The organism is Pseudomonas sp. 39004, from assembly GCF_028682155.1.
Lineage (GTDB): Bacteria > Pseudomonadota > Gammaproteobacteria > Pseudomonadales > Pseudomonadaceae > Aquipseudomonas > Aquipseudomonas capeferrum.
This window is the reverse complement of the sequence record NZ_JANIAG010000173.1, coordinates 1-11999: the sequence shown is the minus strand read 5'-3', so window position 1 is coordinate 11999 and position 11999 is coordinate 1. Positions and strand designations below refer to the sequence as shown.

10 protein-coding genes and 1 pseudogene are annotated in these 11999 nt (G+C 63.4%); 4 read left to right on the top strand and 7 right to left on the bottom strand.

The genetic code is table 11. The features are described 5' to 3' along the window. Positions 1-105 precede the first annotated feature (105 nt). The 4 genes and pseudogenes from NP534_RS22415 to NP534_RS22405 all read right to left on the bottom strand — a co-directional run bounded on the left by NP534_RS22415 (position 106) and on the right by NP534_RS22405 (position 4690). Positions 106-1065 carry a cation diffusion facilitator family transporter gene (locus NP534_RS22415; protein ID WP_274100148.1) on the bottom strand — a complete coding sequence of 320 codons (960 nt, stop codon included), beginning with the start codon at positions 1063-1065 and terminating at the stop codon, positions 106-108. A 139-nt stretch (positions 1066-1204) separates the two neighbouring features. Continuing rightward, complete coding sequence (locus NP534_RS26900) at positions 1205-1960, bottom strand: methyl-accepting chemotaxis protein (RefSeq protein WP_371925451.1); 756 nt, start codon at positions 1958-1960, stop codon at positions 1205-1207. 102 nt (positions 1961-2062) lie between these two features. Then, positions 2063-3052, bottom strand: a pseudogene (locus NP534_RS26895) (PDC sensor domain-containing protein); the annotation flags it as partial. Positions 3053-3337: 285 nt separating this feature from the next. Then, entirely contained in the window at positions 3338-4690 is a 1353-nt protein-coding gene (locus tag NP534_RS22405; protein WP_033699834.1) for an APC family permease, read from the bottom strand. Positions 4691-5162: 472 nt separating this feature from the next. On the opposite strand from NP534_RS22405, the gene NP534_RS22400 reads away from it, so the two are divergent. Next, positions 5163-6671: a YdgA family protein gene (locus NP534_RS22400; protein ID WP_274100146.1), complete on the top strand. Its 1509-nt coding sequence runs from the start codon at positions 5163-5165 to the stop codon at positions 6669-6671. 230 nt (positions 6672-6901) lie between these two features. Next, complete coding sequence (nadA, locus tag NP534_RS22395) at positions 6902-7960, top strand: quinolinate synthase NadA (protein WP_186658350.1); 1059 nt, start codon at positions 6902-6904, stop codon at positions 7958-7960. Between the two features lie 45 nt (positions 7961-8005). Here the strand turns inward: nadA and NP534_RS22390 are convergent, their stop codons facing one another. Continuing rightward, positions 8006-9442, bottom strand: a complete 1437-nt coding sequence (locus tag NP534_RS22390) for a M48 family metalloprotease (protein WP_033699831.1) — start codon at positions 9440-9442, stop codon at positions 8006-8008. 120 nt (positions 9443-9562) lie between these two features. Between NP534_RS22390 and NP534_RS22385 the strand changes: the two genes are divergently transcribed. Together NP534_RS22385 and NP534_RS22380 are read left to right on the top strand one after the other, a co-directional pair. Further along, complete coding sequence (locus NP534_RS22385) at positions 9563-9802, top strand: sulfurtransferase TusA family protein (RefSeq protein WP_027594652.1); 240 nt, start codon at positions 9563-9565, stop codon at positions 9800-9802. A gap of 20 nt (positions 9803-9822) precedes the next feature. Next, on the top strand, positions 9823-10893 hold the full coding sequence (locus NP534_RS22380) for an AI-2E family transporter (protein WP_186658352.1): 1071 nt from the start codon (positions 9823-9825) through the stop codon (positions 10891-10893). Positions 10894-10924: 31 nt separating this feature from the next. Here NP534_RS22380 and NP534_RS22375 read toward each other — a convergent pair whose 3' ends face one another. Both NP534_RS22375 and NP534_RS22370 read right to left on the bottom strand, forming a co-directional pair. Next, positions 10925-11398 (bottom strand): peroxiredoxin, encoded by a 474-nt coding sequence (locus tag NP534_RS22375; RefSeq protein WP_156311203.1) that lies wholly within the window; start codon positions 11396-11398, stop codon positions 10925-10927. 10 nt (positions 11399-11408) lie between these two features. Next, positions 11409-11969: a glycine cleavage system protein R gene (locus NP534_RS22370; protein WP_033699827.1), complete on the bottom strand. Its 561-nt coding sequence runs from the start codon at positions 11967-11969 to the stop codon at positions 11409-11411. Between the last annotated feature and the right edge of the window lie 30 nt (positions 11970-11999).

The window sequence follows — 11999 nt, the reverse complement described above, 5'->3', positions numbered from 1 at the left end:
CAAAGCCCGCGACCGTTGCCGGTAGCGGGCTTTGTCGTTTCTGGCTTGTGTTGCTTGCCTTGGCCCATCGCCGGCAAGCCGGCGATGGGCTGCAAAGCGGCCCCGTTACTCGGCCCATTCCGGGTCGCCGGTAAACACCACGGTCAGCCAGCGGTCCGGCCCTTCGCCGCCCACGGCATCACCGATCTCGTTGCGCAGTGCATCCCACTCATCGATGGTTTTCGCGCCCATGCCGGTCGGCACGATGAAGTACAGCTCGATCTCCCGCGAGCGCCCCACCTTGGCCACATAAGCGCGGTACGACTGCAGGCCGTGGCGCGCGACGAATGCCTTGGCGACCTCGTCGACATGCAGTTTGAGGTCGCCCGGCGTCACCAGGAAAATCTCCGAAAATGCCTGGCGTACCACCGACAACGGCAACGGAATGATCACCAGGCAGACCAGTGCCAGTACCGCCGGGTCGATGTACGGTGACATCCACTCCCACTGCGTGCCTTGCACGGCATAACCAAAGCAGAAGGCGATCAGCAACGCGGCAGTAATGCTGGCCGACATCACCCAGCCCTTGACGTCCATGCGCACGAAGTCCGAACACAGCTTGCGGTTGGCCCGGGCTTCGATCACCGCGATGGTCACGCAGGCAATCACGGTCAGTACCGCGTAGACCATGGCAATGCCGAATTCCAGGTGGCGCCCGCCTTGCAGCACGCTGCTGACGGCGTTGATCAGCGCATAGATGGCCACGCCGCTGAGCAGGATGCCATTGAGCGCCAGCACCATCGGCTCCAGGTGCCAGAAGCCCATGGTGAAGCGCTCGCGCAGTTTGCGTGACATGTGCGCGGTGGTGGTGTGCGAGGTGATCAGCTTGACCACCACCAGCGACAGCCCGCTCATGCTGGCGTCGACCAGTGAATAGACGCCGTCGAAGATGATCGAGAACGAGCCGGAGGCCAGGCCGAAGGCGATGCCGATGGTGGCGATGAACAGGGTGACGGCGATCGAGGTGCGTAGCAGGCCTTGTTCGCTGGTGATGTCGAAGAATGGGGGTTTGTTTGCTGCTTCCATGGGTAAAGCTCTTTCAAAAGGTGGGTTGCCTGTACCGGCCTCTTCGCGGGGCAAGCCCGCTCCACAGGTGCGGCACCGCTCTCAAGGCTGGTGATAGTCCTGTGGGAGCGGGCTTGCCCCGCGAAGAGGCCAGTACAGACTAGACGCGAAACTGCTCCATCAAGGCTTGCTGCTGGTTGGCCAGCCGGTTCAGTGCCTGGCTGATCCGCGCCGACTCCTCGGCCTGGCCAGACAGCGATTCTGTCACATCGCGGATGCCGGCCACGTTGCGGTTCACTTCCTCGGCCACCGCACTTTGCTCTTCCGCTGCCGAGGCGATCTGCAGGTTCATGTCGCTGATCACCGCCACCGCCTCGCCAATTCGCTGCAGGGCCGGCAGTGCCTGCTCCATGCGCGTCGCGCTGGCTTGAGCCTGGCGTTGGCCTTCATGCATGGCGCCCACCACATCCTCGGTGCCTTGCTGCAAGCCTTCGATGACCTGGCGGATTTCCTCGACCGATACCTGGGTGCGTTGGGCCAGGCTGCGCACTTCGTCGGCGACCACGGCAAAACCGCGTCCGGCTTCGCCAGCCCGGGCGGCTTCGATGGCGGCATTGAGCGCCAGCAGGTTGGTCTGCTCGGCAATGGCGCGGATCACATCCAGCACCGAGCCAATTTGCTCGCTGCGGCTTTCCAGGGCGCGTGCTTCGTCCATCGCGGTGGTCATGTCGGCGGCCAGGCGGTCGATGGCCTGGCGGGTACTGGCGATCAGTTGCAGGCCTTCGCGGCTCGCCTGGTCGGCGCCGCGAGCCGCCTGAGCTGCCTGGGCGGCATTGTGGGCGACATCCAGTGCGGTAGCGCTCATTTCGTTGGCGGCGGTGGCCACCTGCTCGATTTCCCGGTGCTGTTGCTGCATGCCGTTGCTGGTCTGGCTGGCGATGGCAGCGGACTGGTCGGCGGTGCCGCGGGCTTCCTGCAGCGAGCCCTTGACCTGGGCAATTACGGGTTGGAGTTTGTCGAGGAAGCGGTTGAACCAGCCCGTCAGTTGGCCCAGTTCGTCCTCGCGGGCGTAGTCCAGACGGCGGGTCAGGTCACCTTCACCGCTGGCGATGGCCTCCAGGCGCGCCGCTACGGCAAGGATCGGCCGGGTTACCCCGCGTGCGGTCAGCCAGACCAGCAGCAGGCCCAGCACGGCAGCGGCGAGGCCAATCATCAGGCTGGTGAGGTTGGCGCGCTGGTTGTTCGCGTCCAGCCGTTGGTTGAGGGCGACTGCCGGCGCTTGCAGGACGCTTTGTGGCACTTCAAGCAGTACCTGCCAGGGGGGCGCATCGGGGATCGGTGCGAAGGGGTGGGCAACCCGCAGCAGGCCGCTCGCCACGCTCGTGCTCAGCGCCTTGCCGAGCTTAGAGCTGTCGCGGCTGTGGCCTGCCAGCAGGCCGGCCGGGCTGACGATGCTGACCTGGCCCTGGCCATCGAACAGTTCCTGACGGCCGTCCAGGCTCAGCTGCTGCAGGTTGTCCAGGCCAATGTCCAGGCCGACCACGCCGATGACCTTGCCGTTTTCCAGCAGGGGCAGGGCGATGCTGGTCATCAGCACCTCGCGGCCATTGACCTCGTCGAGGTACGGCTCGAGCATACAGGTCTGGGCCGTTTCTTGCGGGCAGGTCAGCCAGCGGTTCTGCGGGCTGCCGCTGGTGCTGGTGCGGGTGTCGGCCAGCATCGATTCCGGCATGGCTTCTGCTTCGAGGGTGCCAGGGCGCGGTTGCGACCAGTACAGCGAGAACCGCCCGCTGTCGTTGCTGCCCAGGGCATCCTGGCCGATGTACTGGCTGTCCTGGTGGTCCAAGGCATTGGGCTGGAACACCAGGTAAAGGCCGATCACATCCGGGTTGCCGGCCAGGCTGGCACGCGCTTCGCGGGTCAGGTCGCCGCGCAGGTCGCTGCCGCCGCGGGCCTTCAATACCTGTACCAAGCGGCGCAAGCCATTGCCATACTGGTAAGCGTCCATGAAATAGCGCTGGATGCGCAATGCCTGGGTCTGGGCGTGCGCTTGCAGGCGCAGGCGCGCGCTCTGGTCGAGCATTTCGGTGTTGGCCTGGTTGACCAGTGCCGCGCTGCGTCGGGCCTGGGTCAGCGAGGTGGCGACCAGCAGGGCGACGATGGCCAGCAGGCACAAGCCGGCAAGCAGGGTGATCTTCCACTGGATGGAGAGGCGGCGCAGCGGCATAGGGGCTTTCCTTTTCGATCAAGCGCAACGCCCGCTATCAGGCGCGGGCGTTGTCGGCAGCGTGGGTCATTCAGCGATGCAGTTCGGTGGGGCAACCCTGAAGGCCTTGGTCAGCCAGGCCAGGTAGCACAAGCCGAACAATGCCCAGATGCCACCAAACATGAGCGAGTGCGCGTTCAAGTCCAGCCACAGCGAAACGATGATGCAGAAGCCGATGGTCGGCAGCACCAGGTACTTGAGCTTGTTGGCCAGCCCCTGGCGATTGCCTTCGCGCAGGTAGCAGTGGTTGATCACCGACAGGTTGACGAAGCTGAAGGCCACCAGGGCGCCGAAGTTGATGATCGACGTGGCCGTGACCAGGTCGAAGAAGATGGCCGACAGCGAAATCAGCCCCACCACCGCGATGTTCATGACCGGCGTCTTGTAGCGCGAATGCAGGCGGGCAAAGATGCTGGCCGGGATCACGTTGTCGCGGCCCATCACGTACAGCAAGCGTGAGACGCTGGTCTGCGAGGCCAGGCCCGAGGCGATGGTATTGATCACGGTGCAGGCGATGAACACCGACTGGAACAGCTTGCCGCCCACGTACAGGGCGATTTCCGGCAAGGCGGCTTCCTGGTCATGGAAGCGCGCCATGGTCGGGAAGTAGGCCTGGATGAAGTACGACACCAGGATGAACACCATCCCGCCGATCAGCGCGGTGAGGAAGATCGCCCGTGGGATGGTCTTGCCCGGGTCGCGGGTTTCTTCCGACAGGCAGGTGACTGCGTCGAAGCCCAGGAACGAGAAGCACAGAATGGTCGCGCCAGCGGCCAGGGCGCTGAGCTGGGTCTGGTTGTCGGCGAAGGGCAGCAGGCTCCAGGTGGTACCCATCCCTTCGCCATGATGCAGGCCGCGCACGCAGAGGTAGATGAACACGCCGATGATTGCCACCTGCACCGCCACGAACAGCAGGTTGAAGTGCGCCACCAGGTTGATGCTGCGCATATTGATCAGGCTGATCAGGCTGACGAACCCGACCACCCACACCCACGCCGGCACTTCGGGGAACATGGCCGACAGGTAGAGCTTGGCCAGCAGCGCATTGACCATGGGCAGGAGCAGGTAGTCCAGCAGCGATGACCAGCCCACCAGGAAGCCCACGTGCGGGTTGATGGCGCGCTGGGTGTAGGTGTAGGCCGAACCCGATTGCGGGAAGCGTCGTACCAGGGTGCCATAGCTCACGGCGGTGAACAGGATGCCGGCCAGCGCCAGGATGTAGGCGCTGGGCACATGCCCGGCGGTGATGCCGGAAACAATCCCGAACGTGTCGAACACGGTCATCGGTGTCAGGTAGGCCAGGCCGATGATTACCACGTGCCAGAGGCGCAGGGATTTGTGGAATTGGCCGCTGCCGGTAGCGCTCTGGTCAGGCTGCATGCTGGCATGGCTCCTGCGGCTGGGCGTGAACGGCGGGCACAGTGAGTGGCGCATGCGGCAAGTGCGAGCGGGTGGGCTCCATGTTGTTCACCTTTATTGTTCGGAGCAGAGGGAGGCGCGTGCGAGACGCCGGTTGTTCTTTGTGAGGTGGGCGCGGTGCAAGTGGTTAAAATAAAAAACGATGGGTAGGTTGGTGTCAAGTTAAACATGACAAGATGTTGCAAAACTGAAATATTTATCGATTTGAATAGGGTTTTGTTCGGTTTTTGCGCGCTTTTATGCGCTTTTGCTCGATTTAGATGTCCGTAAAATTGAACAAACCAGAAATGTTTCCTGCGCCTTTCAGACGCTTCCTAAAAGCGGGATTTCTCTGCTTCGGCCGTCACGTGCCTCAGGCTGCAGTGATATTCTTCAGGCCCTACGTGGCACCTGGCCGCGTGCAAGCCCTTATGGACAGCAATCGGTTTTATTCATGAAGAAATCAGTAGGCATCCTTTCCGGCCTGGCCCTTGCCATTGCCGTCGCAACCACCGCTGGCGCCTGGTACACCGGCGAGCGCCTGCCTGCGGAGCTGGAATATTCCGTCAACCGCAGCAACGCTGAACTGAAGAAAGCCCTGGTAGGCGTCGGCGGCAGCATGACCGTCGAACTGGTCTCGCTGGATCGGCACTTCTTCAGCAGTACCGCCCAATACCGGCTCACCGCCAAGGACATCAACCTCGGCGACGGCGAGGCGGTCAATTTCGAGGTGGGCATGACCGACCAGATCGAGCATGGCCCGTTCCCTTGGTCGCGGGTCAAGGCGCTGAAGCTGATGCCAGTGCTGGCTGTCAGCAACAGCACGCTGGTCAAAGACGCATTCACCGCCCCCTGGTTCGCCGCAGCGGGCGAGCAGTCGCCGGTCAGCGCGCAGACCAGCCTGGGTTACGGCGGCAGCGTCGACAGCACGGTATTGCTGGCCCCGGCCAAGGTCACCGAAACCGATGGCAACAGCCTCGACTTCTCGGGCATGCAGCTGCAAGTCAGCGGCGACCGCGAAGGCAAGGCGACCCAGTTCCAGGGCAGTGCCGAGCGCTTCGAGATGAAGGTGGTCCGCGACGATCAGCCGCCTGCCACGTTCGAGCTGAAAGGCTTGAAGGTCGGCGGTGACCTGGCGGCCACCAAGCATGATGCGATCTATGTCGGCAACGTCGACCTGTCGCTGGCTGAAACCAAGGTCACCTTGGGGCCCAAGCAGCAGGTGCTGTTGATCAAAGGCTTCGAGCAAAATGCCGTGCAAACCCTCGACGGCCCGGACACCGTGGGTGGGCGCGTGGCTTACACGCTGGCGGACATCACCTGGGACGGCCGCGCGGTCGGTAATGCTCAGTTGGCCGTGAGCATCAAGTCGCTCAACGCGCCGGCGCTGCAAGCGCTGTCGCACTGGTACCAGGCGCACGTGCCGGAGTTCGAGGCAGCGGCCGCAGCCGGCCAGCCGGTGCCACAGATCCAGATGGACGAGGCTGAGAAGGCCAAGTTCCAGGGCGACCTGCAACAGCTGTTGGCGTCCAAGCCCAAGCTGGCCGTGGAAAACTTCTCGTTCAAGACGGCCAATGGCGAAAGCCGCTTCAACCTGGCCATGGACTTCGCCAGCCCGACCTCCTTCGACTTGCCGCCTGACCAGTTGAGCAAGCAACTGATCAGCGAGGTGAAGAGCAAGCTGTCGCTGTCCAAGCCGATGATTGGCGACCTGGCAACCTTGCAGGCATTGCTGGAAGGGCAGACCGATGCCCAGGCGATCGCCATGCAGTCCAGCCAGGCGGGTGAAATGGTCGGCATGATGGCGCTGCAAAGCGGCATGGCCACGGTGCAGGGCAATGATGTGGTGAGCAGCCTGCACTACGCCGATGGCATGGTCGACTTCAATGGCCAGAAAATGACCGTGGAAGCGTTCGCGATGCTGATGTCCTCGCGTCTTGCAGCCTTGCAGCCGCAAGGTTGATTGGCTGAGCGGTACAGCCCTGTCGCCGGCAACCCGGTTGCAGGGCTGTACAGGCTGCATAAAACCCTTTTGAATTGCCTCGATTGTCTGTAGCCTTCGGCGTCCGATAATAATCCGCGCCCGCAGAGGGCCGTGATGGCCTGCGCGCCGTCCGGCGCCCCTAGCCGATCTGCCAGGGCCGGGTGATACACTCGATTTGATGCGCACACGCGCCTGCAGGTCCAGCGATCATGACCCAGATTTCCGAACGCCTGTTGGTTCAGGCCCACCTCGACGCCAAACAGCCCAACCCGCTGACAGCCGAGCAGGAGGCCGAATACCGTGCGGCCATCGCTGCCGAGCTCAAGGCGCAGAACGCCGTGCTGGTCGCCCATTACTACTGCGATCCGGTGATCCAGGCGCTGGCCGAAGAGACCGGCGGTTGCGTATCCGACTCGTTGGAAATGGCCCGTTTCGGCAAGAACCACCCCGCCGAGACCGTGATCGTTGCCGGTGTGCGCTTCATGGGCGAAACGGCAAAAATTCTTACCCCCGAAAAACGCGTGCTGATGCCGACCCTCGAGGCCACCTGCTCCCTCGACCTGGGGTGCCCGGTTGAAGAGTTTTCGGCATTCTGCGACCAACACCCGGAACGTACCGTGGTGGTCTATGCCAATACCTCGGCGGCCGTGAAGGCGCGTGCCGACTGGGTGGTAACCTCCAGCTGCGCGCTGGAGATCGTCGAAAGCCTGATGGACAACGGCGAGACCATCATCTGGGGCCCGGACCAGCACCTGGGGCGCTACATTCAGAAGCAGACCGGCGCCGACATGCTGCTGTGGGACGGCGCGTGCATCGTTCACGAAGAATTCAAGTCGCGCCAGCTGGCCGACATGAAGGCGCTTTACCCGGACGCAGCCATTCTGGTTCACCCTGAATCGCCCGAAGCGGTGATCGACCTGGCCGACGCGGTAGGTTCGACCAGCCAGTTGATCAAGGCCGCCCAGACCCTGCCGAACAAGACCTTCATCGTCGCCACCGACCGCGGCATCTTCTACAAGATGCAGCAGCTGTGCCCGGACAAGGAATTTGTCGAGGCGCCGACGGCCGGTAACGGTGCAGCCTGCCGCAGTTGCGCGCACTGCCCGTGGATGGCGATGAACACCCTGGAGCGTGTGCTGGATTGCCTGCGCACGGGCAGCAACGAGATTTTCGTTGACCCGGCGCTGGTGCCCAAGGCGATCAAGCCGCTGAACAGGATGCTCGATTTTACTCAGGCGGCGCGCTTGAAGTTGTCGGGTAACGCCTGATATTGCTGGGGCCGCTTTGCGGCCCATTCGCGGTCCAGATGTGCCCTAGCGGCCCATCATGTCCTTGACCATCCGCTGCTGCTCCATGATCTCGCGCTGGCGCTGATCGATCTGCGACGCCAGCGGGAAGTTGCTGCCCGCTCGGCGTTTGGCGTAATCCAGCTGCTGGATGGCCTGGTCGAAATCCCCCACCAAAGTGAAGTACTCGGCCCGTGCCCGGTGCAAGCCGATGGTATTGCCCGACAACCCCCGCACTTCGGCAACCTCGTACCACACATCCGGGTCATCCGGCCGGCTCTTGAGCAGGTCGTTCAGTACCTTTTCTGCCTCTGCCGGCTTGTTCTGCTTGACCAGCAGGTCGGCGCGCACCTGTTTCAGCGGGTAATTGCCCGGGTACAGCCCCTGCATCCGTTCGGCGCGCTGCTGTGCATCGGCCAGGCGGTTGTTGGTGATGTCCAGGTCGATCTGCGCCAGGTTGTAGGTAATGTCGTTGGGGGCCTTGGCCAGCAGCGGCTTGAGCAGCTCGCGGGCCTCGTTCAGCTGGCCACCCTTGATCTGCGCCAAGGCCAGGCCATAGCGCGCGGCGTCCAGCTTCGGGTCTTCGTCAAGCTGGGCGCGGAAGCGCTTGGCGGCAAGGCCCGGGGTGCCTTCGTAGGTGAGTGCCACGCGGGCGCGGATCAACTGGTAGCGCTGGGTGTCCTCGATGCCGCCCTTGGGCGCCTGCTCGGCGCGGTTGCGCGTGTCGGCAACCCGCGACTCGGTCACCGGGTGAGTCAGCAGAAATTCTGGCGGCTTGGCATCGTAGCGGTACTGGCGCGCCAGGCGCTCGAACATGCTGGGCATGTTGCGCGGGTCGTAACCGGCCTTTTCCAGGTTCTGGATGCCGATGCGGTCGGCTTCCTGTTCATTTTGCCGCGAGAAGCGCCGCTGCTCCTGAATGGCGGCGGCCTGGGTGCCTGCGATCACGCCGATACCGGCATCGCCGCCGCCACCAGCGGCCAGCACGATGCCTGCCAGCAGGGCGGCCATCATCGGCAGTTGCATGCGTTGCTGGGCTTCGACGCCACGGGCGAAGTGGCGCTGCGACAAGTGCGCCAGTTCGTGAGCCAGTACCGAGGCGTATTCGCCCTCGGTCTGGGCATTGAGGAACAGCCCGCCGTTGACCCCGACGATGCCGCCAGGGGCGGCGAAGGCGTTGAGCTCGCGGCTGTCGATCAGGATGAACTCCAGGCGCCGGTCCTGCAGCTGGCTGGTTTCCGCCAGGCGATACACGCTGGTTTCGACGTAGTCCTTGAGCTGCGGGTCGTTCAACTGGTTGACCTGGCCACGCAACAGGCTCAGCCAGGCGCGGCCGAGCTGGTGCTCCTGTTGCGGCGAGACGATCGCAGAGCTGGCATCACCCAGTGATGGCAGGTCGTCAGCATGGCCGGGAAGGGCCATCAGGCAGGCCAGCGTCAACAGGGTAGGGCGCAGTAGATTCATGCACGAAGCTCGCGTCGGGTCAAAGGCCTCTACTGTAGCCCGCTCACACGTTGGCGACCAGTGGCGGTATCCTAGCGGGCCTGTTACCAAAGACGTCTGCCCCGCACGTGGAGAACCCCGATGAGCGACACCCTGACCTGCGACGCCGAACTCGACGCCAGCGGGCTGAACTGCCCGCTGCCACTGCTGAAGGCAAAGATGGAACTCAACCGCCTGGCCAGTGGCGCGGTGCTCAAGGTGATTGCTACCGATGCTGGCTCGCAGCGCGACTTCCGCACTTTTGCCAAGCTGGCCGGTCATACGCTGCTGCATGAAACGGCCGAGGCCGGCACCTACACCTACTGGCTGCGCAAGGCCTGAGTCTCAACCAAGGATCGTCAATGTTCAAAGTGCTTCGCGACTGGATGCAGCGCTATTTCTCCGATGAGGAGGCGGTGGTACTGGCGGTCCTGCTGGTTCTGGCGTTTACCGCGGTACTGACCCTGGGCGGCATGTTGGCGCCGGTGCTGGCGGGGATGGTGCTGGCGTTTCTGATGCAGGGCCTGGTCAACGCCCTGGAGCGCCTGCGGGTACCCACCCGGCTGGCGGTGGCCGTGGTGTTTGCGTTGTTCATGGGGGCACTGGCGGTCATCCTGCTGGTGCTGGTGCCGTTGCTCTGGCATCAGCTGATCACCCTGTTCAACGAGCTGCCCGGCATGCTCGGCAAATGGCAGTCGCTGTTGCTGCTGCTGCCCGAGCGCTACCCGCACCTGGTGTCGGATGAGCAGGTATTGCATGCCATCGAGTCGGTGCGCGGTGAAATCGGCAAGTTCGGCCAGTGGGCACTGACCTTCTCGTTGTCGAGCCTGCCGCTGCTGGTCAACGCCATGATCTACCTGGTGCTGGTGCCGATCCTGGTGTTCTTCTTCCTCAAGGACCGCGAGGTGATCGGGCGTTGGGTGGTGGGTTATCTACCCCGTGAGCGCACCTTGCTCAACCGCGTGGGCAACGAGATGAACCGGCAGATCGCCAACTACATTCGCGGCAAGGGCATCGAGATTCTGATTTGCGGGGTTGCCACCTACATCGCGTTCATCAGCCTGGGGCTGAACTATGCGGCCTTGCTGGCGTTGCTGGTGGGCTTGTCGGTGGTGGTGCCCTATGTGGGCGCCGTGGTGGTGACCGTGCCGGTGACGTTGATTGCATTGTTCCAGTGGGGCTGGGGCGATCAGTTCATCTACCTGATGACGGTGTACGCGATCATTCAGGCGCTGGATGGCAACGTGCTGGTGCCGTTGCTGTTTTCCGAGGCGGTGAGCCTGCACCCGGTGGCGATCATCTGCGCGGTGCTGCTGTTTGGCGGGTTGTGGGGCTTCTGGGGGATCTTCTTTGCGATCCCGCTGGCAACGCTCTTCAAGGCGGTGCTGGATGCCTGGCCGCGGCAAGAGCCGACAGTGGCGCCGCTGTTGTGATTTTTGGGGCTGCAAAGCAGCCCCGGCAATCTCAAGCCTTGTTCAACGCCTGAGCCGCCGCCAAGACGGCATCCACATGCCCGGGCACCTTCACCCCACGCCATTCCTGGCGCAGCACACCGTCCTTGTCGATCAGGAAGGTGCTGCGGTCCACGCCCATGTACTCCTTGCCATACAGCTTCTTCAGCTTGATCACGTCGAACAGCTGGCACAGGGCCTCGTCCTTGTCGCTGATCAGCTCGAACGGGAAGCCTTGCTTGGCCTTGAAGTTCTCATGCGACTTGAGGCCATCGCGCGATACGCCGAACACCACGGTATTGGCGGCGGCAAAGGCTTCATGCTGGTCACGGAAGCCCTGGCCCTGGGTGGTGCAGCCCGGGGTGCTGTCCTTGGGGTAGAAGTACACCACCACCTGGCGGCCCTTGAGCTCGGCAAGGCTGACCGCCTGGCCGCTGGTGGCCTGGGCCTGGAAATCGGCAACGGGTTGGTCGAGTGCTACGGCCATGGGGGCTTCCTTACATGGGGTTCTGTGGGCGCCAAGGCTCGATCAGCGCATCCAGGTTCAAGGCATCGGCAAAGTCCAGGAACTGGTCACGCAGCCAGCTGATCTGGGTGCCGGCCGGTAAAATCACGGTGAACTGGGCGTTGAGCATGCTGCTGCCGGTCTGTGGCGCCAGGTAGGTGTCGCAGGTCATGGCTTCGAGTTCGACACGGTGGTCGAGGAAGAACTGGCACAGCTCGTTGATGATGTCGGGGCGGTAGGCCGCGCTGACATAGGCCACGTAAGGCAGCGCCTGCGGGCGTACCTCCTGGTCGGCGCTGCGCACCACATCGAGGGTCAGGCCGTGCTTTTTGCCCAGGCCAGGCAGGGAGGCTTCAAGACGCGCCAGGGCGTCCCAGCTGCCACCGACCTGCAGCACCAGGGCGCTGGTCTCGCCATGGCGGCTCAGGCGCGAGGTGACTACCGCGCAGCGGTTCTCGACGGCAGCGCGGCTGAGGACGTTGGCCAGTTCCATGGGGTTTGGGCCCAGGGCACTGATGACAAGGAATTGTTCGCGGACGGTGGGGGTGGACATGCAGCATTCCTAAAGCGATGAGCGGTCGGT